This is a genomic window from Specibacter sp. AOP5-B1-6 (genome assembly GCF_052376555.1).
Taxonomy (GTDB): domain Bacteria; phylum Actinomycetota; class Actinomycetes; order Actinomycetales; family Micrococcaceae; genus Specibacter.
In genome coordinates this window covers 92900-119042 of record NZ_JBQSVT010000012.1, presented here as the reverse complement: position 1 = coordinate 119042, position 26143 = coordinate 92900, and the positions used below count along the sequence as shown (strand labels likewise).

The following is a 26143-nucleotide window of genomic DNA, read 5'->3' as shown; positions in this document are numbered from 1 at the left end:
GCTTTGCCATGCCCTGCAACCGGCGTCACCATGACGACGAGGCTAAATTGCGGTGCACGTTACCCGGCAGCCATGACGACCAGCGCGTCACGGTGACGACCAAACCCACCAATCCCGTCGCCATTCAAGGCGACGACGCCATCGTCAAATAGCGCGACGGGTAACACAGGGCGCTGATCATGAGCTACGCGTTCAGAGGCGGGTCCTACGTCTTCACGCCGGAGGCTGGGTCTCTCATCCTTGCAGCACGCGCATTGTCCCGAAGTTGGGAGAACCCCCGTTTCCAGCGACAGGCGGGATTCGTCCTTGAAGACTGGGAGCCATTTCGCGCGGCGATGCGCGACATCCTTCAGGAAGCTCCTCGCACCCGCGAAGAGATCTCATCGGCTCTCAGGGATAGCGCTACTCTCGGTTCGCTCGCGTCCGCCGCTCTTGGTGCGGGCTCGGACACCCTCTACAAGCCGCTTCACTGGTGGGGAGATATCAGTTTCGGCCCGAAACGCGGCGGTCAGACGACGTTCCAGCTGCGCAGTGGAGGGCCCGATCTGCCGGAGCCACTCGCTGTAGAAGATATCGATGCCGACGCGATCGGGGCCGGGGTTGTCTGCGACTACCTACGATCATACGCACCGGCCACACGGGAGAACCTTCGATACTGGCTGACCGAGGGCCTCTCTGTCCCGTCGCGCATGGTTTCGCGATGGCTTTCCATGAATATGGACAAACTCATCGAGGTGGAGTCGGCTGGCTCGGAGGCGTACGTGCTCCGTGAGGATCTCGACGCGATGCGCGAGGCTCGGTCAAGCGTTGTCGTCCGTCTCATCCCAGGATTTGACCCTTGGGTCATGGGGCCGGGTACCGCCGATTCGCGGATCGTCGATCCGCGTCATCGCGCGGAAGTGACCAAGGGGAGCAATCTCGTGCTCACCGGCGGTCGGGTGGTTGGAACCTGGCGACGTCGGGGAGGGGAGGTACACGTCAAACATTTTGCTGAAGAGCGCAGCCTCGACGGAGCATCGCTCGATCACGAGGTTCGACGGATACACGGACCGGACCAGCAGGTTTCGAACGTCTCCGCTCAAGGGTGAGGGTAGCTGTCGCCGAGTCCGTCCGGCACGATACCGAGCGACGGTCCACATCAGAGGTTGCTCTGTACCGGAACGTGGTGGAGTTCCGCTTCAGCGTGTAATCACTGTTGATTTGACCATTGTTCTGCTGCTGATTACCGGATACAAGCCTTAGATTTCGCGCTGCTGCAGCAGTGATTCCATCCCAGCAGAACGAGCACAGGGGCTGACCCGATGAACGTTCGACTAGCCTGTCCCAGCCGCCCTATAGGTACGGCTGGGTGATGAGTTCGATGGCGTGCCCAGCGGGGTCTTTGAAATAGACACCGCGCCCACCGTGCTCGGTGTTGGTCTCCCCGGAACGAGTCATCTGCGGGTCGGCCCAGTGGCTGACGCCCCAGCGGACCAAGCGCGAGTAGGCGCGGTTGAAGAGCTCGTCGTCGACCAGAAACGCATAGTGCTGCATCTGGATCTCGACGGGTGGCTCCGCAAACTGCAGCATCACGCCGCCGTCGAGCGTGATATTGGTGAACGGGCCCCAAGATGCGGCCTCCGATGCTTCGATGAGTTCCCGATAGAACTTTGCGGCCTCGAGACGATCCTTCGAGGCGATGATGGTGTGATTGAACTTTGCTGAAATGGTGTTTCTCCTGTCGGTGCCTGGGTATGACGCGTGGTTGATGCCGTTCGATGCAGGGGCCTTCGAACGGCACACCAAAAGTCTGCGCTCGCGAACGGCGATACGTGCACTCGAGCGAGCAGAGTAAGTCCGGCGATCGGGTCGACCGGCGGCGACTCAGAGAACTACCGGTTTGCCGATCTGTGCATGGCATGGAGCCGATCCGGTAATCACGTCCCGATCATACATTGCTGAAATCTGATGCGCGGTGTCCGAGCGCGGTGGAGTCCCGCCTCAACGGCTTACTTTCGGGCGGCAAAATTCCCACGCAATCAACGGAACTTGGGGAGATTCTGCGCGCGGATCCAGGCGTTTATGACGGCCAGTGGAAGTCCCTGTCTTCGCCGTAGGAATCGCGGCGGGCGGTGTATGCCAGGGTCGCGTGTTCTCGTGCATCGTCACCGATCAGTACTCGCAGCGGGCGGTCGGGTTCTGACAGGTGTGCGATTAGTGCCTCAGCCGCAGCGTGCGGATCGGCGTCCGTCGATGGCGCTTCAGGATCGACTGCGGGCCAAGGGATCTCCGCAGTGCCGAACAGGGAGGTGCGGAGAGCGTCGTACTCCGGTTTTGGGGCCGCGAACGACATGCTCGACCCTGCCCAGTCGGTCGCGAATCCACCTAGCTGGGCGATTGTGACTCGGATATCGAATTGTGCGACCTCGGCAGCCAGCGCCTCGCTGAAACCTTCGAGTGCCCACTTGCCCGCGTTGTATAGCCCGAACGTCGGCATCGAGCCGATGGCTCCGACGGTCGAGATCTGCACGATATCGCCGCCACCGCGTGCCCGCAGGTGGGGGATCGCGGCCCGACAGACCCACATCACGCCGAATAGATTCAGGTCGAGATGCTCGCGAGCCTGCTGTTCGTCGAGTTCTTCGATGGCTCCGACCATCCCGCCCCCGGCATTGTTGACGACGATGTCGATGCCGCCGAAGGCCTGCGACGCGATATCGACAGCGGTGGCGACTGCAGCGGCATCACGGACATCGAGCAGGATCTCCTGCACCGAGTTCGGGTAGCTGGTCTGCAGATCTGCCAGCACTCCGGGGCGGCGAACTGTTCCGAGGACGCGATCTCCTTGGTCCAGTGCGGCCTGCGCAAATGCGCGGCCGAGTCCGCGGCCGGCTCCGGTGATGAGCCAGACGCGAGTGGGGCGTGATGCTTCCGGCATGTCGAGTTCCCTCCAGCGATCCGGTGCGTCTCGTTAGGATAGAAAACAGATTTATTCCGGTCAAGACGGAACGTCTCGTCTAGTGGTGCCGTAGGATGTTGACATGACCTCCGTAGATCCCGGCTTGCCGCCCTCTGCTGTACCGGGCCCCGATACTTCCCGGCGCAGCGATCGCGCCCGTCGGGCGATCCTTTCCGCCACCCGCGAGCTCGTAGCTGACGTCGGGTACAACCGGCTCACCATCGAGGGAATCGCTGCCGCAGCCGGCGTTGGGAAGCAGACGATCTATCGATGGTGGCGTTCGAAGGCTGCAGTACTCTTCGACGCGATCCTGGAGGTCAACTCGCAAGGGGAGGGAGTGGTTGCGCTGCCTGATACGGGAGATCTTGAATCCGATCTTCGATTCGTGCTCCGGGGAACCGTTGCTGCGATGGTCGAGCCGGCTAATGACCGTCTTCAACGTGCGATTACCGCTGAGATTCAGACTGATATCGCGGTCGCGGAGGAACTGGTGCGTCTATTGCTTCGCCCTCAGCTTGATGCGTGCGCCGCCCGTATTGCGAGTGGCATTCGCGCTGGCCAGATCGACGCGTCGGTGGACTCGGGACTGGCGGTTGAACTGCTGTTCGGTCCGATCTTTCATCGTTGGCTCTTGCGAACGGGCGAACTGGACAATCAATTCGCCGACGCGGTTCTCGCCTTGGTGATGACGGGGTTGCGACCACGTTGAGGCACATTCCGGAGATCTGAACGAAGGACTCCTTTGCCGCATGCCCGCTGTCTTGATTAATCGCGACGCACTAGGTCAAAGATTGGTACGTGCGGCGACGCGGTTGAGTTCCGCTTCAACGTCTAGTGGAAGCTGCCGTCAGGACCCTGAGCCCGCTAGCCGTCGCACCGCAGGGTTGCAGTGTCGATCCGAGCTGGGCACGCAGAAATGTGGCTACGGAGTCCAGCGCCGCCGCGCCCTCGTCGAGGGCCACGGCGAAGCCCTGGAAAACGTGGGAAACACCAGAGGTGATCTCAAGCGTGACCGACGCGTCGGCTTCGGCAGCGCGAGAGGTTACCCGCAGAGCATCGTCGAGGAGGATCTCGTGAGATCCAGCTTGCACGAGCAGCGGAGGCAAGCCGGCGAGGGGCTGATCACCGGGTTCGAGGCGTCCTGTCCGGCTACGTAGTCAGCAGCGCGGGTGTGCAGTACGGCCAAGAACAGCGCCGGGTCGACGTCGGCCTTCGTCGTGAGTGAGGCACCGCTGAGTGTCAGATCGGCCCAAGGAAATGCGGTGGAGGTTAGATTTTCGATCTAACCTCCGGCGAGACTCAGGCGGTACAGTCACGGCTTCCTCGCTTGCCATTCCCGACCAAAGACGCAACCTGCGGTCGGTGTCCTCAGCCGATCTTGAGGGTCAGCAAGTGCTCACGCGCGAGGGCTGCAGCCGTCTGCCCGTCTCGGTCCGTGATCGCGTCCAGGATGCCGAGGTGCGCGTGCTGGTCCGTGTCGCTCCCGAACTCTCCGTTGATGCGCAGAAGATCGATCATTGCTTGCCGGCTGCGCGGAGTGAAGCTGTCGAACAAGTCGACGAGGATTGGGTTGTGTGCCGCTGCGACAATCGCGCGATGGAAGGCGATGTCCGCGTCGACGTGCGCTTCGATGTCAGTTCGTTGTGCGTCGCGCTGGTCTCCGGCACGCTTCATCACCCCTAGCTCAGTGGGGGAGCGCCGCTCGGCTGCAAGTGCGGCGGCCTCGACCTCGATTGCGATGCGTGCCTCGATCACCGAGTTGATGTCGGCCTGCCGCAGCGCAGTGCTCCAGTCCTCGATGATGTCGAGCGAGGCCACGAACACGCCAGCTCCCTGCCGGGTCGTCAGAACTCCTTGCCCCGCGAGGCGGCGGATGGCCTCTCGTACTGTCGAACGGCCGACGCCGAGCTGAGGCCCGAGCGTGTTCTCGCCCGGGAGCTTCGATCCCAGTGACCACTCGCCTGCGCGGATGCGCTCGAGAAGCAAGTCTGCTGCTTGCTCTGCAAGCGGGGTTCGTCTCACCTGTGCCATGAAGCCTCCACTCCGCTACTTGTCTGAGAAGTTGTGTATAGTCTACCGCATGCCTCAGATACTTCTCCTTGGATGCCGCAGCAGGAACTGACCCGACCGGCGGTCCTGTTCGCGGAGTGATTTCACTTATGCCAGTCTCGTCACTTCTTGCGCATCAAATCTGCGCCTCAGATCGAAAGAAGCACATGAGCACGTCCCCACCTCACACTCGCAACCGGCTGGGCTTGTGGGCACTGACCGCCACCCACGCAGCAAATGACTTCTATACCGGCGCGGTCGCAGCGCTGCTGCCGTTCTTCGTCCTCCACGCGGAGTACTCCTATGCGGCAGTCGCGGGGATCACGCTCGCGGCGACTGCTCTGTCCAGTGTTGCCCAGCCGATGTTCGGATACCTCAGCGACCGCTACGCAATGCGTTGGATGAGCTTGGCGGGGCTCCTTGCAGCTGGGCTGGGCATCGCACTGAGCGGCATAGTTGCGGACTCGTACGCGGCCGTCTGGATCGTCGTGGCGATCTCCGGAATCGGTGTCGCGGCCTATCACCCGGCAGCGACGATGGAAGCGCGCGAGCTCGGCGGCGGCACGAGCAGATCGATGAGTCTGTTTTCAGTGGGCGGGAACGTCGGCGTGGCGCTCGCTCCGTCGGCAGTGATCCTCGTTGTGGGAACGTTCGGTCTGTCAGGCACAGGATTCCTCATCATTCCCGCTGTAGTGCTCGGGCTGGTGTACGCCCCGGTCTCATGGCGGCACCTGTTCTCACGGACGGTACCCATCGAGCGAGCCACCGCAGCGGCCAGGACTTCCATTCCGGACGACTGGAGTGCTTTCATGTGGCTCACCGCGGTACTGGCCACCTGGTCGGTCGCCTACGTGGGTACGTCCACCTTCATCTCCCTGTACTCGATACAGCGGTTCGACGTGGCCCCAGGCTTCGCATCGATCGCGCTGTCTGTGTTCCCGGCGGCCGGCGCGGTGGGAACCCTCGCCGGAGGCTGGCTGGCCGACCGCTTCGGAAGGCTGCGCGTCGTCCGGACCGGATACCTGCTCGCGGCTGTCTCGACCATCGCGATCGTGCTCGCGCCGTCACCGGCGGTGGTCATCGTCGCGACGGCGGTCCTGGGCGCGAGCCTGTTCCTGCCGTTCGCTGCGCAGATCACATTGTCACACTCCTACTTGCCGAACAGAATCGGCATGGCCAGCGGCGTCACCTTGGGGCTTACCCTCTCGCTCGGAGGGTTGGTCAGCCCACTGCTGGGATCCATCGCGGACCAAACGAACATCCAGACGGTCTTCATAATCGTCGCTGCCCTCCTCGTGGTCGGCTTCGGGCTCTCGTTCTTCCTCAAGGAACGTCGGAGCTTATCTGCTGAGAGCCTTGAGCCGCAGGGCGAGACCCTTGAACTGGTAGAGAGTACTCATGGCTGACCGCGAGATCCTGCGCCTCGAAGGCGTTGACTTTGTGCGGGATTCCCTGCAGATCCTCAGCGACATCCACCTGACAGTACACGCGGGGGAGCGATGGGCGCTGATCGGGCCGAATGGAGCCGGAAAGAGCACCATTCTGAGCATGTGCGGCGCGGTGAAGCATCCCACCCGTGGCAGCGTCCACGTGCTCGGGCGCAAGCTTGGTCGCGTAGACATCCGAGAACTGCGTGAATCCATCGGACACGTTAATCCGCGCCACCCGCTCAACTCGCCGCTCACCGTCCGGCAGGTCATTCTCACTGGTGCAACGGGCACGACTGAGCTCATGCCGCGATGGGTTCCTGATGCGGCCATCCAAGCTCGTGCCGACGAGCTGATCGAGATGCTCGGACTTAATGGTCTTGAAACGGCGACCTGGTCGACGATGTCGCAGGGCGAACGTGGACGCGCTCTCATCGCACGCGCACTGTTGCCTGACCCTCCACTCCTGCTACTGGACGAGCCCTCCACGGGACTCGACGTAGCCGCGCGCGAGTTGTTCCTCACCACCGTCGACGAGCTGCACAGGGCTCGACCAGACCTCGCCACCATCCTGGTGACGCACCATCTCGAAGAGCTACCCACGACGACGACCCACGCGATGCTGATCAAGGACGGACAGGGATATGCATCGGGCCCGGCCCGAGAGGTGCTGACGACCGAGCTGGTAAGCGAATGCTTCGACCACCCGATCGAGGTCGAGCATCGTTCTGGTCGCTGGCAGGCTCGCGCGCTCGCGAGGAGCTGAATGATCCGGAGGTGCATGGGGGCCGACTCTGCGCAGCCAGAGGTTGCTCCGTGCCGGAACGCGGTGGAATTTAGATTTAATGTTTAGAACCGTTTCGGTCCAGATCGTAGGAAATACCCGGAATGCTTTGGCATCCGGGTATTTCTGTCCCTGCGATTGAGCGTAGCTCAACCAATGTTCCAAGAATGACGTAGATCAGCGGCAGTCCTCTCCCTGGAGCTCAAATGTAAGTGGCCTCCATCTTCTCGGGCGGGGTATTTTGTCTCGCATCGCTGTCTGCTCGAAGCAGTGACGCCCAGATTCCATTGTTATATAATCAGTTATATGGAGAAGGGAGTCCATTATGGCAGTCACAAGTGTCGACCTGGACCTGAAGTTGATCGAGCGTGCAAGGGTGCTCACCGGTGAGAGATCGAACCGCGCCGTCCTCGATCTCGCATTGCGCCGCCTTATCGCCTCGAAGCAAAAGGGTGTGATGGTTGACGGGATCTCCGCTTTGAAAGACCTGGAATCCGAACTTGGCGCGCCGGTTGTTGCTCCGGCCCAGGCCTCGTGACCGACTACCTGGTCGACAACTCCGTCTGGGCCCGGCTCGCGTCTGGTGATGCCCTCATCACTGCGAGACTGCGGCACATTGAGCGAGCACCGTCGGACCTCTTCGTAACCTGTCCTCCGCAGGTTCTGGAGTTCTGTCACAGCGCCCGGACTCCCGGTGAATACACACAGTACCGGGAGCAGATCTCTCTGGGATTCCCGTTGGAACATGCGCCCGACGAATCGCTGGTGCTCGACATTCAGAGCGCTCTGTGGAATTCGGGCCTTGTTCGTGCAGCGGGCTCGCTCGATATTCTCATCGCAGGTTACGCGATCGTGAACGAGGCGACTGTGCTGGCCGCAGACCATGATTTCGGCCATATTGCTGCAGTGAGCGATCTGAAATACGAGTACGTCGCGCCTCGGAATTTTTCAAGTCGGATGGTACCAACGGGAGTTAGGCGGCTTCTTTTTCTGTGTTTTCCCTGGGTTTGTTGATCCACGCCGGGCCGGGTAGATCGAGGATTTTAGGGTCTGTGTTTTGGGCGAAGCGAATCGGGTTTTTTGCTCGTGCCGCGGCGAGTGTTTCGGAGCGTTGCTTGGCTATGGCGCCGGCGAGCCCGTAGTGGACGTTGGCGGGTGTGTGGAAGCCAATCCCGGAGTGCTGGTGGTCGTGGACCCTTCTATGTTTGTCAAGCCGTGTTCAGGTCCTCGTTTTTTGAGTTGAAGATTCGGTAGACCCGCCGGGCGAGGTAACGTTTGAGACAGCGGCGAATTTCCTTGGTTGTTCGCCCTTCGACCTCTCGTTTCTGTACATATTTGCGAGTTTCCTCGTCATGGGTCATGCGCGTAACGGCGACGATATGCAGGGCCTTGTTCAGGCTCCTGTCACCGCCTCGGTTAAGCCGGTGCCGGACAGTGTTGCCTGAGGATGCCGGGATCGGGTTCACCCCGGCAAGGGACGCGAACGCCGCTTCCGAAGTGACTCGACCTTCGTGGGACCACACTGTCAGGCAAATGGCAGCAGTGACAGGTCCGAAGCCCTTCACGTCCAGGAGCGGGGCGGCTTTGCTGATCTTGACCAGCTCGGTAATCTTCTTGCTGTTATTGGCCAAGTCGGTATCGAGGTCAACAACGCGTTTGGCCAGGCTGAGCGCTTCCGCACGGGCGACAGAAAGCGAGAGTTCCTCCTCGCGGGCACGCCACCGGGACACCTCAATAATCTTCGCCCCGGTCAAGGCCTTGCGGGCGTCCAGACCGAGGCTGCTGACGCGCAGCAGCGCAGTCAGCGCATTCACTGCTCTGGTGCGTTCACCGGTCATGGCCTCCCGGGCAGTAACCAGGACTCGTAGCGCTGCCCGGACCCCTTCATCCAGCCGCGGCCGGCGCAAGTGCGACTGTTCCAAAGCGAGTACGGCCCGCCCGATCCGTTGCGCATCGAGGGTGTCGGACTTGCCGACTCCGTGGTTGGCGCGTGCGTTCATCCGTGCAGCCTCGGCGACCGGATAGCCCTCGGCTGCCACGGCGCCTGCGAGTATCGCCCCGTAGGAAGCGGCTCCTTCGATCGCCCAGAGAGTATCGAGGTCCGCGCCGGTACGCCGGGCCACCCACGCGATGGCACGGTTGATACCGGCACCTGTGGTTGGGAAGTCCTGTGTGTCCACCAGCTCGCCGGTGATGGCGGTGATGATGGCGTAGACATGGTTACGGGCATGGGTGTCAACCCCTACGACAAACGGGTGAGAATGCGCGACTATAGACATAGCGGTACCTGCATCTTTCCTCTTTGACGGGCATATGGTCAGGGCCGTTGTCGGCCGGTACCAGCCCGGGTAGAGGTCACTTCGGAACAACACTGTGACGAGCCACGCCCCACGGGGCGGACAACCTTCTGATCAAGTCACCGAGGTGGGCCGAGCAGGTGCCGGCCGAGCACCCCAAAGGATGGACAGGTCCCACAAAAGGCATCCAAGCGGAGCCAGTCAGTAGCTGAGTCACATCCACGGGGCGGAACGGCTAGTACCTACTCTGCCAGCTAGTCCCAGACCAGCTACAACCAATACTCACAGTTGTACCAGTCCGTGAACTCGCTGATGAAGGTCCTGGCATCGTGGAGTGAGGCGAAGCGTTCGGGAAATGTTGGCCCGAATTTCATGGTCTTGAACAAACTTTCGCTGTACGGATTATCGTTGCTGACACGGGGTCGGGAATGGGACTGGGTAACTTCTAAATCAGAGAGCAGCGCGGCAACGGTTTTCGATGTCATGGACGTCCCTCTGTCGGCGTGAAGCACGTGCGGGATGCCGTGGATACCAAACATTTCCTTCATCATTTCCACAGCGAGTTCACCGCTCTCGGTGGCGTGCACGTGAGCGCCAACGATGAACCTCGAATTGATATCCACAGCCATGTAGCAGTCGTAGTATTTACCCTTGATCGGTCCGGCCAGTTTCGTAATATCCCACGTGATCACGTGACCTGGCGCGGTGGCCACCAGCTCAGGCACGGCGCGGGGCGGATGCTTGGCCAGACGGCGGCGTTCCTTGACCTGCTGGTTCTCCTCCAGCACGCGGTACATCGTTGATACAGAGCCCAAATAGAGGCCTGCATCCAGGAGCTTGGCATAGACCTGCTGGGGTGGCAGATCGACGAACGCCGGCGAGTTCACCGCGGCCAGGATCTCGGCACGTTCCGCGGGGCTGAGCTTGTTCGGCGGGACCACCGGTTCCCAGTCCCGCGGCGGGGCCGGCTTCCTGTTCATGGTCGTCCGCGAGACACCGGCCAGGACGGCGGCGTCTCGCTGAGGAACACCCACTACGAGGAGTTCCTTGTAGGCGGCCATCAACGCTTCCCGGGCTTCGCCCCGCCCTCGTCCCTCTCGGAGAGATCCTCCAAGAGAGCGTGAAGTTTTCCCAGCACACCCAGAGCTGCCTCGGATGTTTTCAACCGGCCCTGCGTCACCTCTAACTGGCGACGCAAACGCGCAATCTCGGCCTGGTCCTTGGACAGCTTGCCGATGGAATCCCCGGCCTTCTTGCCCTCCAGGACACCGGCATCACGGAGGCGACGCCACTCGGTCATCTGCGAGGAATACAAGCCCTCACGGCGCAGGAACGCACCACCTTCATTGGAGAGAACAGCGGCCTCGTACTGGGCCAACAACTCAAGCTTCTGCGCGGGGGTGTACGACCTACGACGGGTCGGGCCACCGGCACGCGGTCCGGAACTACTCATGCCACCATCATGGCCTACCGAAGACAAAACTGGACTAGACATTATTACTGGTTTCCTGGTTCTCGCCCCACGCAATCAAACGGAGTTGCTCTTTCCCCGTGGTACCGTCCCAGCCTGACACGTAGGGCCTTGGCCGTGACGTCGGCGATATCGCTGCAGCCATACAAGCATGATGCCTCTCTGTGTCAGAACGTGGTGGAGTTCCGCTTCGGCGTCTGAATCCCGGGTCAGGGCCAGGTTGGCTGCCACAGGTTCGCCGAGCTGCTGGCGATCAGCAGGCAGCCATGTGCAGGAGATGGCTCAACATGACACAGACGTCGAGCCAGTAGCCGTAATTCCCTCAGAACAACGGCCAGGGCACCGCCGGCATCTCACCGCTCGGATCCGGAAACCGCCCGGCCAAGCGCAATTGGGTACAGCGCGCGGCGAGCGATGCGATTTCTTCGGCGCTGAGCAAGTCCGCCAGGTTTCGGCGCAGCTCACCCTGCAGTCCTTCGATGACACGATCAAGGCCAGCCTCTTCGTCGGAGGTCAGAACGTCTCCCCGCCATCCCCACAGCACCGTGCGCAGCTTGTGGTCACGGTGAAAGGTGAGCCCATGGTCCACGCCGTGCCGGTGTCCGTTCGTCATTGCAAGAATGTGGTCGCCCTTGCGGTCGGCGTTGTTGACGACGACGTCGAACACCGCCATGCGTCTGAGCGCCGTCGAGTCTTCGTGAACGAGGGCGACCATCCGGCCGTTCTCATCCTGCCCTTGAAGAACCTGTTTCCAGCCCGTCTCCGGCATCTGGTCCGTCGCGACGAGGGTCACGGCATCTTGGGTGGGATCCTGTTCCTGCCAGAGCTGCACCATTCCTTCGCCTAGCGGACCGTCGCGCAGCCAGGTGTGGGGCACGACGCCCCAGCCGAAGGTCTGCGAAACCAGATAGGCGGCCACCTCCCGGTGGGCCAGCGTTCCCTGGGGAAAATCCCACAGCGGACTTTCGCCGGCTATCGGCTTATAGACGACGGCCACATCGCCGATGCTGCCAAGAAATGTAGCGTTTGAAGCCGTCGTGATACGGCCGGTGAGTGTCAGCTCGGCGGTCACTAGGTCCGGTGTTGGCATCAGGCCTCTGGAAGAGTGCAGATGTGCCCGTCCGCGTCTATGGGGTAACCACAGAGAGGGCACGTCGGACGCCCGGCGCCCACGATCTCGCGGGTGCGCTTGGCGAATGCACGGGCGGTGCCGACCGGCATTCGAACCAGCAGCATTTCGGTCTCGTCGGCGCTCTCCTCATCAAGCGATTCGTCATCGTCGTCATCGTCGTCAGCATCGACAGCGGTGATGGGGTGGGCTTCAATGACGACCTGGGCCGTGGTTGGATCCCAGCCCAGGCTCATGGCGCCGGCGCGAAACTGCTCCTGGACGGCCTCGAGCTGGTCATTGTCGACAAGTTCGATGGGAGTACCCGTGGGAACGCTGAAGCGGTTGCCCTCGACGGTCATGAGTTGATCGAGAATTTCGTCGATATTCTCCGCGAGCAGAGCCGATTGCTGCTTCTCCAGGGCAATACTCACGATCTGCGTCCCTGTGCGCACCTGCAGGTAGAACGTGCGTGCCCCCGGAAGGCCAATGGTGCCAACGACGACCCGGTCGGGCCAGGAAAACTCGTGAACTAGTGTAGGCATGTCAATATTCTAGGCCCATGAGCTTCATGGCGTCTTTGACCCTGCCCCGCCGCCCACCGGCGCATCGCCAGAGTGGATGTGGTTCGACAGCCACGACAGATCGCCCGCGTCGGTATTGGTCGCGTAGACGCTTGGCCGACTGGCGCCATAGCGCACGATCGATACGGAGGCCGGGCCCACGTTAATACGCTGGAACAGGTCAAGGTGCATGCCGAGCGCGTCGGCGAGGACTGCCTTTATGATGTCACCGTGGCTCACCGCCACCCAAACGGCCCCTGGCCCGTACTCGGCTTCGAAGGCTGCATCGTGGCGTCGAATTGCTGCCACTGACCGAGACTGCATCGCTGCCATGGATTCGCCGCCGGGGAAGACGACGGCGGACGGTTGCGACTGCACAACGGGCCACAATTCCTCGGTCGCGAGATCACTGAGCATGCGGCCCTGCCACTGGCCGTAATCACACTCGGTGAGATCAGGTTCGACCGGCGCGTTTGGAGCGCCAGTCTGGCGATCGAGGATGAACTGGGCAGTCTGCTGACAACGCTCAAGGGGGCTCGACACCACCCCAACCAAGGGCACGGCCGCGAGCCGGTCTCCGGTCAGGGCCGCCTGGTCCCGCCCAATCTGGTCCAGGCTGACGCCGGCAGCCCGACCGGCCAGCAGTCCAGTCGCATTGGCTGTGGTGCGGCCGTGCCGCACGAGAATAACTGTTGCCATCCGCCCAGCCTAGTCACCCGCCGTCGACGAACCCTGCCCCGAAGCCGAGTGTCACCAACCTGATGTCCAATCTGAGCTAACCGGTTCAGATGTGGCTGCTTTAGGGGCGCCCAGAAGGCTATGGCATCTTGGGGTGTTTAGATTCTCGTGGGTTATCTGCTCGATCGGCCTGTTCCGGAATGAATGCCCGGCTACACAGGTCTGAGCCGATGGGGTTTATGATGTTGGCCTTTAGCGTCGATACGAGGGCATGAGCGGGACTCCCTGCAGAACAAGCTGAAAGCGGTTGAGGAGGAACCCTTTTTGGTTCCTGGAGCATGTTTTTACTCATTTGATTAATTACATGTGTAGTCCAACCGCTCGCGTCAGCGGATGCGTGTAGTCGTTCCTCACATCCATCAGCAAGGGTCTTTTGATGGGATTGAGCCCTGGTTAAAGTGTGACTTTGACAGCCCTGAATTTCACATGTTACGAAATACAGCCCGTGATGTTTAGTGCCATCACTACCTGTTCGACTGTTGAAGTATCCCCAAACTGGGCATTGGGGGTAAGCGCTCAAAGCGTGGGGGGACCGGCCAATCTGGAAATTGGTCTGACGTGCCACCAAATGCCGTGATGGTCTGATTGACGAGATCACAGCCCGCCTGAAGGAAGCCTTCCACGCCCAACATTCGCAATGAGTGCCCTTTTCTTATAGGCCAGAGAGCGCCCGACTCGTTAGTCGTCGTCAACGGGTCTGCGCCGTGGCCGAGGCGATCGCGCAGGGACTTCATATCGGATAAATAACACCGAATCTTCTCAGTTCCTTGGTAGGTGCGCCATTCGCAAAAGCTGCTGTTTTCTGCGGACTCTGTTGGGATCAGCGTTCTAACTTCCCAGTCTTTAGTGAAGAGCTTTACGTTGTGGACCGTCGTGAATTTATTTTGAATTTTGCCAATGTTTAGGGGTAGCGTGCGCGTGTTCGCTGAGTCATTGAGGGCCTCTTTGAAAAACCCTTCCAGCGGTGCATACACAAGCAGAAATGCACCCCACCGGAGTGAGTGCTGGCGCTTGCCCTGCAATGTTCCCCCATCAGGGAGCTTCGCATCGCGGAGTTCACTGTGCAGCGAGATCATGTCTGCAGGAATCTTCAGAAGCTTGGAAGTTTCGTTGCCAGCATCTATCACTCGGTCAAGGTGTGCGTTGACGTTCATGGTCCAATTCTGCCTGATCGCGCGAAGAAATCTGTTCGGACGCTCCGAGACATCTAATGGTGAGTCGACAGGTCATCTGAGGATCATTTTGGTATCTCTACAATGAGGTTGCAATCTCGTGCTGGCCGCTTGGTGCGAAGTGAGCCCAAACGGGCACCCCGCCCGGGCCGGCTCAAGATCAACGGAGAACTCAGGCGACAAATGTTGATTGCGGTTGAAAACATTCACACGTTGCGTCGTTCCACACCCCGGGGTGCCTGTCCACTGCTCAACCCGCTGCCGCCATTGGTCGGTTCAAAAGTGCATCTGACGGCCACTGTGTCACATCCGTCAGATGAGCGCTGCAGCCGGAGGGCTCCGGTAGTGTGACTGGCATCGGGGAACCAGCAATAACGAGGAGTTCGACATGGCGGACGCACACCAGATAACGGACTATTTTTCGCGGGTTCTCAGGCGCGGGCAGCTGGAAGAAGTGACTTTTAAGGACGATTCCCTCTTCGTGACGGCACAGCGTACACAGCTCACCACGGGCTCCATAAGTGTTGAAGATGCTTCGAAACTATTTGCCAACCACGACAAGGAAGCCAGCAGACGCAGCACTGCGCCGGGCGAGGATAAGCCGATCTCTGTGGTGGTGTCCCTGGTTTCGCTGAATCAAATGCCTCCCCGGGGCGGGACAATCCAAAACGGGCTGCTGCTCCTCGCTGCAAAGCTGTTTCGTGATGGTCATCTCGAACCTGAGTTGGAGACCGCCTCCTCTCCGTGGATACCGTCTGAGCGTCTGGTTTCGCCCTCGGTCAGCGGCAGCAGAGTCATGGTTGGTTCACTCACTGACTTCTGGCATTACTCGCGTTCCGAGCTCAGCGCGGGTGTATCCCAAACGGAGTCATTTGCTGAGGCAATGGAGCTGGGCACGCGGCTGTTCGAGGAGGTAGCGGCGGAGTCCCTTGAAGAGTACACACTGAAACAGCATGAGCGCGGCGAGTCGATCGAATACGAGCTGTGCCATATCCAAGAGCTCGACCGAATCAATGCAGTGGGCGGGCTTCTGGATGTCTACGATTTCCTGGGCCGGGAAAAGAAGCTGCCGGCCACTGTGGAGCGGATGGCCACCGGGTGGCTTGGCGCCAGGCCGCTCGAGACGCAAATCCACGAGGGCGATGGGCTGTATGAGGCTGCGAAGAAATCGTGTGGGTCTATGAGTGACGGATTTCCGTTGACAGATTCGCAGCGTCGCTCGGTGCATGCTTTCCTCGACGAATCCGGAAGTGAGATCACGGCCGTAAGCGGCCCTCCCGGCACGGGCAAGACGACGATGCTGCAAGCGATTGTGGCCAATCTTTATACTCGCCGCGCGTTGGAAGAGGACGCTCCGCCTGTCATCGTGGGCACCTCCACCAACAACCAGGCCGTAACCAATATCATCGCCTCGTTCGCCTCGGTGACGAAGGACGAGCCCGGACCGCTGGACTTCCGCTGGTTGCCTCAGGAGCGAAACGGTAGTGCATCCACTGATGAATCGTTGCGCTCGCTGGCGGTTTACTGCCCTGCGATGGGGAAAGCGGCCGAGGCGAAAACCAAGTACCTGATCGAGCAGAAGGACAAGAGCCACACGTACGCCGCCTACAGCAGTGAGTCCTACCTGGCGGGGGCGAAGGACCGCTTCGTAATCAGCGCACATGCCTACTTCGGGCGAGTCACCGACATTCCTCAGCTGCAGCAGTGGATCCATGACGCGCTGACGGAGCTGGACGGGCACCGCCTCGAACTAATCGAGACCATGAGCTCCGAGGGGCGGTCGAACGCCTATATTTCCCTCTGCAGCAACGTCGAGGACTCTGCGTATCTAAAGTCGATCAGCCAAGTAGCCGAACTCAAGGACTGCGAGAGCCTCGAACAGCTTGATCGGATGCTCGACGTGACCCTGCGGTATGCGGAATTCTGGTTGGCCGTGCACTATTTTGAAGCGCAATGGCTGCTCATCGATGACTTCATCGAAGCCGAAAACCGGTGGAAGACTACCTCGAACGTCATGGAGCGGTACTGGTGGCAGGCGGCGGCCCTTACGCCCTGCTTCGTGATGACCGTTTATCAGGTGCCGAAATACTTCAAGCTCTACTCGAAACCGGGGGAACCGAGCCGCTTCGACACCGGTCGCATCGATCTGCTGATCGTCGACGAAGCCGGCCAAGTGGATACTCCGCTGGGCTTGCCGAGCTTCGCACTCGCCTCCCGTGCGCTGGTGGTCGGCGACGAAAAGCAGCTGTCGCCAGTGTGGTCCATCGACGAGCAGACCGATAGCGAAGTAGCTCAGAGCGCCGGCATCTCGTCCAACGAATGGTCCGAGGACCTGCAAATGCGCGGTGTCGCGTGCTCGGCACAGTCAAGTCTGATGCGGGCGGCCAGCCACGCCTCGAGTTGGAGCTATGGAACGGGGGCGCCAGGACTGTTCCTCGCGGAGCACTTCCGGTGCCACCCGAACATCATCGAATTCTGCAACGCGCTGCTGTACGACGGGCTGTTGCATGCCAAACGTCCCGCCAGCTCATCAAGGCTCGACGGCGTGTCCCCCGCCTTTCTGTGGGTGGACGTGCCTGGATCAAATGACTCCCGGCAGGGTTCCAGCCGGAGGAATCAGCAGGAGGCCGAAGCTGTCGCTGCGTGGATCGTGGAGAACTACGCGCACTTCTTCGACATCTACCATTCCCAGGAGCCCGATCCGAACAAGCGGGTCGCTGAGGATGCCCTGATCGGCGTCGTGACGCCGTTCAGCGCCCAAGCCGGTTTGATCACCCAGGAACTGGAGAAAGCTGTGCGGGCAGCGGATGGGGCTGCGAGTCTGCCGGACCGGCTGTGGAAGAAGGTGACTGTGGGAACGGCACACCGATTGCAGGGGGCGGAGCGACCGATCGTCCTGTTCTCTGCCGCGTACGGGCAGAACAGCCCGCAGTCGGGGTTCATTGATGCGAATCCGGAGCTGATGAACGTGGCCGTCTCTCGTGCGAAGGATCTCTTCATCGTGTTCGCCGCTGCGAACCGGTGGAACAACGGAGCCGTATTTGGCCCGATGTCCAATTTCGCGCAGCGAACAGATGCGGTCTTCGCTCATCGTGAGCCCTGCACCGTCAGCCTGGAGAAAGGCAGTGTGGAGGAAGAAGGAATCCCTGCGCCTCCCACCGGGTCCGTGGATGAACCAGCCGTCGTGACAGCTTCGATAAAGACGGTGGAGCCCGGTGCCGCTGCGACGTCGTTGAGCATGGTGCTAAAGGGCTGGCGCGAGGCTGGTGAGCTTCGTGCGGAGGATGCCGACATGAACGCCCGGGCCCTGAATGCCCGGCTCGGTGAGGTAGGTGTCCTTGTCGGCGAGCCAGGCGCGTGGGAGCCATCGACGCTGGCCCGAGCTCTGGGCGTCGTGGTGGAGCAACGGCACAACGCACAGGGTGAGCAGTACGAGTCCATCAAGTACAAGTCCCAGATGCGGGGCTTGCTGCTTGGTCTCTACCGCGACGGGAAGATGTGAGTACGGCTTACCGCCCGCAGAGCCTCCCGGAAGAGAGCCTGTAGCGTCAGCTCTTCTGATTCACGCTGAGGCTCCGCCGCTCGATGGAGCAGAGGTTTCGGCTTCCTCCTCAGGAACGCGGGCGGGCTGGGAATGCCTTGGCGGCGGAATCACCCCGTGGCAGTCGCCGGATCAGCGCAGCTCGAGCTCGATGAGCGGGTGATCCGCAAAGACCTCCAGAATGAGCTCGAAATACGTCTTTCCGGCTCCGTTCCGCAGCTCGTCGAGATCCGACTGGATGCGTTGCTGATTAAAGGAAGTCGGTTGTGCCAACTTGTTCTGCAGCCACCGCTGTGTCTCGTCGAACCCGAGCGCATCACGGCTGAGGGCATGGTTGGTCCAGACAAACACAGCAGGATCACCATCCCGGATCTCACTGTCAACCCGGTAGAGGACGTCGTTTAACCCATCCAGGCTCGAGCCAAGACGCCAGTCCTCCTCGGCCATCAGCTCTCGGTTGAACTGCTCGTACAGGTCCGGGATGCCGTGCACCTCGGCGCCGTTGATTCGGTACTGCTTCATCACTCGGACTCCTTCCCTTCCCTGCTCATGACAATAAACCACGATGCGCACTTGCCCAGCACCGCATGGCAGCGCGCTGTATCCTGACCAAAATGCACTGCCGAGCGGCCGAGAGGAATCCCTTGCCGATACGTGTTCCCGAACCCCTGATTCCCGTGTTCCTGAAAGTGACCCGCGCCAACCGGGCGTTTGTGAGCGAGGCGGGCGCACAGCAGCGAATTCGCGAGCGCGCTTTGCGCCCTGAACCCTACGGTCCGCCGACGCGTCTGGAAGGTGTGAGTGTTGACCGCCGGTTGCCGAATCCACTCGGCTGGCCCGTGTATGACGTGGTGCCGGCGGACAGGGCCCAGCATGGCGAGGGGCAGGCGTCCGTGGTCGTGTATGTCCATGGCGGGGGCTGGGTCAATGAGATCCGCATCCAGCACTGGCAACTGACCGCTCGCGTGGCGCGGGAGTCACGGCAACGCGTCGTGGTGCCCATTTATCCACTCGTGCCCTTTGGGACGGCGCGCGAGGTGAGGGACGGCGTCGTCGAACTTGTCAGGGCAGAACTCGACGCCGGCAACGAGGTGCGGCTGGCAGGTGACTCGGCCGGCGGCCAGATTGCGCTCTCGGTGGCCCTGGAGCTTCGCAACCTGGGTATTGTGCTTCCCTCCACCCTGCTGCTTTCGCCAGCACTGGACCTGACCTGGAAGAACCCGCGGATCGACGCCGTGCAGCCCAGCGACCCATGGCTGGGGCGCCCCGGAGGGCGGGTGCTGGCGGAGGCTTGGCGGGGTGCCGACCCCATTGAAAGCCCCGTGGTCAGTCCGCTGTTCGGGGACATGGCCGGGCTTGGGCCGCTGACCGTCCTCACCGGCACCCGGGACATCCTGAACCCCGACGCGCAACTCCTGCGAACCAAGGTGCGAGCGGCCGGAGGCCAGATGGCGTGGCACGAGGCCGAAGGGCAATTGCATGTGTATGCGCTCCTTCCCACCGCGGCCGGGAAACAGGGCATGCGAACCATTGTGCAAAGCTTGCAGCCCACTGACGCCCTGCCATGATCCCCGGGCAGCCCGCCCGAATGCAGCAGCCCGCCTGCCCGGCTGCAGTGGCAATGTCGTCAGGCTTCGCCGGCACAGTCTAGGATGTTTTTTGCTTGGCTTTCGCTGAGGCGCCTTAACTACACTGACCGCAAGACCCAAGGAGCGCACCATGTCTGTTGGCCTGCTTGCCATCGTTGACGACATCCTGACCGCCGCGCTGAAGGCCTCTGCCAAATCGGCCGGCGTGGTCATCGATGACGCCGCCGTCACCCCGCAGTATGTTGCCGGGCTGACCCCCGCCCGCGAACTCCCGGTGGTGGCCAAGATCGCCCGCGGCTCGCTCATCAATAAATTTGTTTTCATCATTCCGTTGGCGCTGCTCCTGACCGCGTTTGCGCCGTGGGTGCTGCCGTACCTGCTGATTGTCGGCGGTGTTTATCTGTGCTTCGAAGGTGCAGAGAAGGTGGCCGAATGGTTTGGCCACGTTCATGCCCACAAGGAGGACGGGGCACGCGATGAGAAGGCGCTCGTTGCTGGTGCCGTGCGAACAGACTTGATTCTCTCCACCGAGATCATGCTCATCTCCCTGTCCAACCTCGACCCCGGGATGGGCTTCTGGATGCGGCTCGGTGCCCTCGTGGTGATCGCGCTGGTGATGACGGCGCTGGTTTATGGCGCGGTTGCGCTGTTGGTCAAGCTCGACGACGTCGGCATCAAGATGGAGTCCAGCGACAAGAGCGGCACGCGCAAATTCGGCACGGTAGTAGTCCGTTCCATGCCAACTGTTTTCCGTGTCATCGGCATTATCGGGACCGTGGCCATGCTCTGGGTTGGTGGCCACCTGGCCATCCTGAACCTGGGGGAGGTGGGCTGGCACTGGCCCGCTGACCTGTTGCACGGCGTGGAACACGCCATCGAACCGCTCGGTGCTGTTCTTACCTGGTTCGGCGGCACCCTGTTGTCAGCCGTGGCAGGACTCCTGATCGGCCTGATCGCCGTCGGCGTCATGCTTGCAGTCCAAAAGATGCGGCCAGGTCGGGAGCACGCAGAAGCGTAAGCTCGCCCGGCTCAGCTGAACAAGGCTCGACGGCGGCACCCGGCCAGGGTGCCGCCGTCGAGCTTTACCGGGTTAGGGCACTGTGACGGGCTACAGCTCGGTGACAACGTCCCACGAAGAGTGGATGGCACCGTGGATGTAATTCACTGCGCCGGCATCGCCAACCACGTCACAGCTGATGCCTGCTTCCTTGAGCGTCTCGGCCAGGGGAGCGGCCGCCGTCGTTCCGTCTGCATAGACCACCATGGCCGCCGGGGCGGAGAAGCTCTCCTCACCCTCGGTCCACTCGACCGACTTGGGCGTGATGCGCGTGATGGCAACGTTGCGGTGGATCTTCACCCCGTGGTCAAGGGAATCCTTCACAGCAGTCCAGCGCCGCGGCATGGCCAAGGGCAGGCCGAGCTGCTGCTTCTCATGCAGGAGCGTAACGTTGCGGCCGCGCTCTGCCAGGAACTCGGCGAGCTCCAAGCCAACCAAGGATCCGCCGATGACGACGACGTTCTTGCCCATGGGCAGCCAGTACTTGGTGAATTGACGGACGAACTCGGGGCTCTTGGTCAAGCCGGAGAGGCGTCCCATTTTACCAAGGTTGCTGAGGACGAAGCCAGCCTCCTGCGCGGTCGCCGTCCCGAGCATCATGGCCCGCAACGTGTCGCCGGTCTGCACGTTCGGCAAATCGCCGCCGGGAAAGTCCGGCTTGGGGCGGACAGCGCCGGTAGCCACAATGACGTGGTCGGCGTTCAACGCCCGGATCGTCTCGAGCGTGGCCGGCGTGTTCAGCTTGACCGCGATGCGCAGGCGCTTGATCTCGGCCTTGAACCAGCGCAGCAGGCGCTCGTTGTCAGGGGTGGTCATCGTGGAGAACCACATGGTCCCGCCCAAACGATCGGACTTGTCGATCACGGTGACCCGGTGGCCACGTTCGGTCAGGACGCGGGCACTCTCCAGGCCGGCGGGGCCGGCGCCAACCACCACCACGTGCTTGGAGGCGGAGGCCGGCTTGAGGGGGAGAAGCGCCTCGTTTCCCAGGGCAGGGTTGACGGCGCAGAACGGGGTGTCATCGAAGAAGTTCTCGGCAACGCACAGGTAGCAGTTGATGCAGGGGCGCACCTGGTCTGCCTTGCCCGCGCGGAGCTTGTTCGGCAACTCGGGATCCGCGAGCAGTTGGCGTCCCATGGCGGCGAAATCGACCTTGCCTTCGGCAATGGCCTTTTCGGAGATGTCCGGGAGCATGCGGCCGACGGCGATCACCGGGATCGTAAGGTGCTTCTTGATCTCCGCGGCGTTCTCCAGGTAAGCGCCCACCTTGCTGGGCAGCGGACCGTCCGTGAAATTGTCGAACGGGTTCCGCCCCCACCCGGTCACGTGGATCGCATCGGCGCCTGCCTGCTCGAACAGCGCGGAAGCCTCAATGGCCTCCTCGAGCGTGAGGCCGCCTTCCTGCCCGTATTCCTCGCCAGAGACGCGAACCAGGATGGCCAGGTTGTCGCCGACCCGCTCCTTGACGGCCTCGATGACCTCGCATGCCAGGCGTGCACGGTTGGCCAGCGTGCCGCCGTATTCGTCAGTGCGTTTGTTGTCCCGCTGGTTCAGGAACACCCCGAGGATGTAGCCGTGGGCCACATGGATCTCGATGGCGTCGCAGTCGGCCTTGGCGATGCGTTCGGCGGCGTCGGCCCAATCGGAGATGAGCCCGGAAATGTCATCGTCGGTCATTTCCTTGTACGTTGCCTGCTTCCCGGCGGTGGCTGCACCCATCCGGCGCAGCTCATCCGGGGTGCTGTCTGCCAGTGCTGACATGTTGTAGCTGTAGTCCGGCTTGTTGGGCGCCAGAACCGGGCGATCATTGGCGACGTCCACGCGGGCCACCTTGCCGTGGTGCGTGGACTGGATGCACAGCTTGCTGCCTGCCGCGTGGATGGCATCCGCCAGTGCCTTGAGCCCCGGGATGAACTTGTCGTCGGAGAGGCCCGGCTCCTTCATGGACGCCGCGCCAAACGGGAAGGCGATGGCGCACGCGCCGGTGATGATGAGGCCCGCCCCGCCGGCGGCGCGGGCCACGTAGTGGTCAATCTCGGACTGTTCGATCTCGCCGTGTTCCGAGACGTTCATGTCCATGGCCGGCAGGACGATGCGGTTTGACGTTTGCAGGGGACCGATGAGTCCGGGGCTCATCAGATGCGGGAATGTCTTTGTGTTCATAACTCAATAGTACTGTCTTGGCGACACTATTGTTTTACGGGCGGTCGCCGCATTCAACCGCGCACCTTCTCCGAGGCGGAAAACAGCTTCACCCCGCGGGCGTGGCCGGACCGCCTTCCGCGGTGGACCGGCCACGGAGGACGCAGAATTCGTTGCCTTCGGGATCTGCCATCACCACCCAGGTGGCGTCACCGCCCTGCCCGATATCCATCCGGGTGGCGCCCAGGGCCTCCAGACGGGCAACCTCTGCCGCCTGGTCGTCCGGGCGCAGGTCCAGGTGCAGCCGGTTTTTCACGGCCTTGTCCTCGGGCACCCGCAAAAACAAGATGTCCGGGAGAACCCCGGCTTCGGCGCTGCCGGGCGGCGGCAGCAGCGCCACCTCATCATCGTCGTCGTCCTCTTCGATCCGCCAGCCCAGCACCTCCGCCCAGAACTGCGCCATTTCGACAGGCATGGTGGAATCAATGGACAGATTTTCGATGCGCAAGACCATCCAGCCATTCTTCCCCCAACCGCGCCGATTTGAACAGGGCCCGGCCGGAATTGGGCGGCGAAATCAAGGCGCAGCCGGGCAAGGTGTGGAACTGTTGAGCCCATGGACACTGCCGAAGATCGCACGCCTGACCTTTCCGACAACCGCACCGGCCCGCCCTTCATGGCGGGGGAGCGGGAGTCGCTCGAAGCGTGGCTGGAGTTTTACCGCGAAACCCTGCCCCTGAAGGTCGGCGGACTGACGGCGGGACAGCTGTGCCAGGCCGCCGTGCCGCCGTCCCCCATGACGATCGCGGGGATCGTCCGGCACCTGACCGACGTCGAACGCTATTGGTTTTCCAACGTTGTGGCGGGGACCGATGAAGCGGCCCGGTACCGCTCGGAGGACCCCGATGCGGACTTCACCGAATACGACGTGTCCACAGCCCTTGCCGACGTGGCCGCCTACTCCCTGGAACTCGAACGCGTCCGCACGCACGCAGCCGGTGTGAGCGATCTCAACGCGCCGCTGCCCGGTCTTCGGCACGGCCGCCAGCTGAACCTGCGCTGGGTTTACACGCACATGCTGGAGGAGTACGCCCGGCATCTGGGGCATGCGGACCTGCTGCGCGAGCGCATCGACGGCAGCACCGGTTACTAATATCCGGGACTCTTGCAGGCCCTGAAGCACGACGCCGGACCCGCCGGCTGCCGCTGCAGGTCCGGCTCGCGCTGGTCGTCACCACCGCCTGCTGCCGCTGCAGTGCCGTGGCGCCGTCGCCCGCCACCGGCCGCGAGGGAAAGCTCACGTTCACAGCGAACCCCCATGGTCGGGACGGGGCCCGGCCGGATGGCTGCGGTACTGTAGCAGGCAGAACGATTCCCGGGACTGCGCGACGCCATTGACGTCCCGGATGACATGTTGAAGCGACGAACCTGGAGGTGGAATGCGGCCCGGACGCATTTCCAAAGTACTGGCTGCGGCCGCAGCACTGGCACTGGCCCTGACGGCCTGCACCAGCACCACACCGTCCCCCGACGAGACGGAGACGTCCACCGCAGCTGCAGCAGGCGGGAATGTCACGGTCCTCGAAGCTGCCCCGTTTACCTCGTTCAACGCCATGAGCGTCACCGGCGCCACGCAGACAAACACCCGGGTCGAATCCGCCACGCACTCGGGCTTCAACTCCGTTGGCAGTGACTTGAAGATTGTGAAGAACGAGAAATTTGGCAAGTATGAAAAGGTCAAGGACAAGCCGCTGACCATCAAATACACCATCAACAGCGGTGTGCAATGGTCTGACGGTGCGCCGGTGACCGCGGATGACCTGTTCCTGGAATGGGCCGCGGCGTCTGGTTATTTCAACGATTCAACGCTGGACAAGAACTTCGCTGTCACCACTGGGACCGCATATTTTCATGCGGCAGGGGACCACACCGGCCTGGCCCAGACGGAACTTCCCGTCATCAGTGATGACAGGACGTCCCTGACACTGACCTACACAACCCCGTTTTCCGACTGGGAAACCGCGCTTGGATCCACTGTCGGCATTCCCGCCCACATTGTGGCTGTTCGTTCGGGACTTGCGGACGCCGCTGCGCTGACCTCGCTGCTGCAGGACGTGCCGAAGGGGGATCCTGAAAAGCCTGTTTCCGCCAATCCAACGCTGCGCAAGGTGTCCGATTTTTGGAACACCGGCTTTGACACCAAAAGCATGCCCGATCCGTCCCTGGCCCTGTCCAACGGTCCATACCTGGTCAAGGGGATGACCGCCGGGAAGGAACTGGTCCTGACGCGCAACGCGGATTACGTGTGGGGCCAGGCACCCAAGCTTGACACCCTGACTGTGCACTACGAGAAGGATCCGGACAAGCAGGTGGCCGCCCTTGAGGCTGGAACGGCCGACGTCGTCTCCCCGGCCGTGACGCCTGAACGACGCAGCACCCTGGCGGGCCTGGAGCCCGAGGGTGTCCAGATCCAGCAGGGCCAGGGGCTGGGCTTTGACCAGGTGGTCTTGAACTTCAAGGGTGTCCTCTCGCCCCCGGATCTCCGTGAAGCTTTTCTGCACACAGTTCCCCGGCAGGCCATCGTTGACCAGGTTGCCAAGCCCCTTGACCCCGAGGCGCAGTTGCTGAACTCGTTCATGTTCCATCCGGCGCAGGTCCCGTACAAGGAATCTGCCGGCAGCAACGGCATCACCGAATTTTCCGCAGCCACGCCGGAGACGCCCGCAGCAGAGAATCCCGGCATGGACAAGGCCAAGGAACTGCTCGACGGCGCCCGGCCCACCGTGCGGATCCTGTACAACAAGGATGATCCGGACCGGGTCCTGGAGTATTCCTTGATTGCGGAGTCGGCCACCGCCGCTGGGTTCACCGTCACCGACGCCGGCCGCAACGCAGACCAGTGGCTTGACGCGCTGAAGGACGGTGCCTTCGACGTGGCCCTGTATGGCTGGACCGGCAACCCGACCGGTTCGGTCCAGGTGCCGCAGGTCTTTAAGACCGGGGCGGCCTCCAACCTCAACAACTTCTCCAACACCGTGGCGGACCAGCTCACCGAACAACTGGCGGTGGAGCCGGACGACGCCAAGCAAAATGCGTTGAAGATGCAGATCGACAAGCTGGTCATTGAAGCCGGTTACGGACTGCCGTTGTTCCAGCGAACGGCTCTCAGTGCCACGGGAAAACACGCCGCAGGGGTGGAATATTCGCCACTGGACATTGGCCCGTGGCACAGCGTTGCCCAGTGGTCGTACGTCAAATAGTCGCCCT

General features: G+C 61.9%; 22 protein-coding genes and 2 pseudogenes. 11 read left to right on the top strand and 13 right to left on the bottom strand.

What is annotated here, in order from left to right; genetic code table 11:
* The first annotated feature begins 179 nt into the window (after positions 1-179).
* Entirely contained in the window at positions 180-1088 is a 909-nt protein-coding gene (locus ACT3TS_RS08520; protein ID WP_444531076.1) for a DNA glycosylase AlkZ-like family protein, read from the top strand.
* A gap of 244 nt (positions 1089-1332) precedes the next feature.
* Here the strand turns inward: ACT3TS_RS08520 and ACT3TS_RS08515 are convergent, their stop codons facing one another.
* Both ACT3TS_RS08515 and ACT3TS_RS08510 read right to left on the bottom strand, forming a co-directional pair.
* Entirely contained in the window at positions 1333-1782 is a 450-nt protein-coding gene (locus ACT3TS_RS08515; RefSeq protein ID WP_441887682.1) for a VOC family protein, read from the bottom strand.
* 277 nt (positions 1783-2059) lie between these two features.
* Positions 2060-2917 carry an SDR family NAD(P)-dependent oxidoreductase gene (locus ACT3TS_RS08510; RefSeq protein ID WP_441887681.1) on the bottom strand — a complete coding sequence of 286 codons (858 nt, stop codon included), beginning with the start codon at positions 2915-2917 and terminating at the stop codon, positions 2060-2062.
* Positions 2918-3020: 103 nt separating this feature from the next.
* Here ACT3TS_RS08510 and ACT3TS_RS08505 point away from each other — a divergent pair, with 103 nt between their 5' ends.
* Positions 3021-3647: a TetR/AcrR family transcriptional regulator gene (locus ACT3TS_RS08505; RefSeq protein ID WP_441887680.1), complete on the top strand. Its 627-nt coding sequence runs from the start codon at positions 3021-3023 to the stop codon at positions 3645-3647.
* Between the two features lie 115 nt (positions 3648-3762).
* Here the strand turns inward: ACT3TS_RS08505 and ACT3TS_RS08500 are convergent.
* A pseudogene (locus ACT3TS_RS08500) lies at positions 3763-4050 on the bottom strand (hypothetical protein); the annotation flags it as partial.
* Between the two features lie 256 nt (positions 4051-4306).
* Positions 4307-4969, bottom strand: a complete 663-nt coding sequence (locus tag ACT3TS_RS08495) for a FadR/GntR family transcriptional regulator (protein WP_444531075.1) — start codon at positions 4967-4969, stop codon at positions 4307-4309.
* A gap of 185 nt (positions 4970-5154) precedes the next feature.
* Between ACT3TS_RS08495 and ACT3TS_RS08490 the strand changes: the two genes are divergently transcribed.
* The 4 genes from ACT3TS_RS08490 (at position 5155) to ACT3TS_RS08475 (ending at position 8212) form a co-directional block, all read left to right on the top strand.
* Complete coding sequence (locus tag ACT3TS_RS08490; RefSeq protein WP_444531074.1) at positions 5155-6393, top strand: MFS transporter; 1239 nt, start codon at positions 5155-5157, stop codon at positions 6391-6393.
* Complete coding sequence (locus ACT3TS_RS08485) at positions 6386-7180, top strand: ABC transporter ATP-binding protein (protein ID WP_444531073.1); 795 nt, start codon at positions 6386-6388, stop codon at positions 7178-7180. Before ACT3TS_RS08490 ends, ACT3TS_RS08485 begins: the two co-directional genes overlap by 8 nt.
* Positions 7181-7523: 343 nt before the next feature.
* Entirely contained in the window at positions 7524-7736 is a 213-nt protein-coding gene (locus ACT3TS_RS08480) for a type II toxin-antitoxin system VapB family antitoxin (RefSeq protein ID WP_444531072.1), read from the top strand.
* Positions 7733-8212, top strand: coding sequence for a PIN domain-containing protein (locus ACT3TS_RS08475; RefSeq protein WP_444531071.1), 480 nt, complete (start codon positions 7733-7735; stop codon positions 8210-8212). The genes ACT3TS_RS08480 and ACT3TS_RS08475 overlap by 4 nt, the downstream gene beginning before the upstream one ends.
* A gap of 194 nt (positions 8213-8406) precedes the next feature.
* Here the strand turns inward: ACT3TS_RS08475 and ACT3TS_RS08470 are convergent, their stop codons facing one another.
* The 6 genes and pseudogenes from ACT3TS_RS08470 to ACT3TS_RS08445 all read right to left on the bottom strand — a co-directional run bounded on the left by ACT3TS_RS08470 (position 8407) and on the right by ACT3TS_RS08445 (position 14529).
* Positions 8407-9477, bottom strand: coding sequence for an IS110 family transposase (locus ACT3TS_RS08470; RefSeq protein ID WP_444531070.1), 1071 nt, complete (start codon positions 9475-9477; stop codon positions 8407-8409).
* Between the two features lie 305 nt (positions 9478-9782).
* Positions 9783-10948, bottom strand: a pseudogene (locus tag ACT3TS_RS08465) (DDE-type integrase/transposase/recombinase); the annotation flags it as partial.
* Between the two features lie 340 nt (positions 10949-11288).
* Positions 11289-12056, bottom strand: coding sequence for an SCO1664 family protein (locus ACT3TS_RS08460; RefSeq protein WP_444531069.1), 768 nt, complete (start codon positions 12054-12056; stop codon positions 11289-11291).
* Positions 12056-12619 (bottom strand): DUF3090 domain-containing protein, encoded by a 564-nt coding sequence (locus tag ACT3TS_RS08455; protein WP_444531068.1) that lies wholly within the window; start codon positions 12617-12619, stop codon positions 12056-12058. Before ACT3TS_RS08455 ends, ACT3TS_RS08460 begins: the two co-directional genes overlap by 1 nt.
* A gap of 24 nt (positions 12620-12643) precedes the next feature.
* Positions 12644-13336 carry a histidine phosphatase family protein gene (locus ACT3TS_RS08450; RefSeq protein ID WP_444531067.1) on the bottom strand — a complete coding sequence of 231 codons (693 nt, stop codon included), beginning with the start codon at positions 13334-13336 and terminating at the stop codon, positions 12644-12646.
* Positions 13337-13839: 503 nt separating this feature from the next.
* Positions 13840-14529 (bottom strand): hypothetical protein, encoded by a 690-nt coding sequence (locus ACT3TS_RS08445; RefSeq protein ID WP_444531066.1) that lies wholly within the window; start codon positions 14527-14529, stop codon positions 13840-13842.
* Positions 14530-14935: 406 nt separating this feature from the next.
* On the opposite strand from ACT3TS_RS08445, the gene ACT3TS_RS08440 reads away from it, so the two are divergent.
* A complete protein-coding gene (locus tag ACT3TS_RS08440) occupies positions 14936-18049 on the top strand; it encodes an AAA domain-containing protein (RefSeq protein WP_444531065.1) in 3114 nt (1037 codons plus the stop codon).
* A gap of 171 nt (positions 18050-18220) precedes the next feature.
* Here ACT3TS_RS08440 and ACT3TS_RS08435 read toward each other — a convergent pair whose 3' ends face one another.
* Positions 18221-18610, bottom strand: coding sequence for a ribonuclease inhibitor (locus tag ACT3TS_RS08435; RefSeq protein ID WP_444531078.1), 390 nt, complete (start codon positions 18608-18610; stop codon positions 18221-18223).
* A gap of 122 nt (positions 18611-18732) precedes the next feature.
* On the opposite strand from ACT3TS_RS08435, the gene ACT3TS_RS08430 reads away from it, so the two are divergent.
* Together ACT3TS_RS08430 and ACT3TS_RS08425 are read left to right on the top strand one after the other, a co-directional pair.
* The gene (locus ACT3TS_RS08430; RefSeq protein ID WP_444531064.1) at positions 18733-19656 is read left to right on the top strand and encodes an alpha/beta hydrolase fold domain-containing protein; all 924 of its coding nucleotides are present in this window, start codon (positions 18733-18735) and stop codon (positions 19654-19656) included.
* 151 nt (positions 19657-19807) lie between these two features.
* Positions 19808-20695 (top strand): DUF808 domain-containing protein, encoded by an 888-nt coding sequence (locus ACT3TS_RS08425; protein ID WP_444531063.1) that lies wholly within the window; start codon positions 19808-19810, stop codon positions 20693-20695.
* Between the two features lie 90 nt (positions 20696-20785).
* On the opposite strand, the gene ACT3TS_RS08420 is transcribed toward ACT3TS_RS08425, so the two are convergent.
* Complete coding sequence (locus ACT3TS_RS08420; RefSeq protein WP_444531062.1) at positions 20786-22897, bottom strand: FAD-dependent oxidoreductase; 2112 nt, start codon at positions 22895-22897, stop codon at positions 20786-20788.
* 88 nt (positions 22898-22985) lie between these two features.
* Positions 22986-23390, bottom strand: a complete 405-nt coding sequence (locus tag ACT3TS_RS08415) for a VOC family protein (RefSeq protein ID WP_444531061.1) — start codon at positions 23388-23390, stop codon at positions 22986-22988.
* Between the two features lie 102 nt (positions 23391-23492).
* Here ACT3TS_RS08415 and ACT3TS_RS08410 point away from each other — a divergent pair, with 102 nt between their 5' ends.
* Positions 23493-24029: a DinB family protein gene (locus tag ACT3TS_RS08410; protein WP_444531060.1), complete on the top strand. Its 537-nt coding sequence runs from the start codon at positions 23493-23495 to the stop codon at positions 24027-24029.
* A gap of 286 nt (positions 24030-24315) precedes the next feature.
* Positions 24316-26136, top strand: coding sequence for an ABC transporter substrate-binding protein (locus tag ACT3TS_RS08405; protein ID WP_444531059.1), 1821 nt, complete (start codon positions 24316-24318; stop codon positions 26134-26136).
* Positions 26137-26143: the final 7 nt, after the last annotated feature.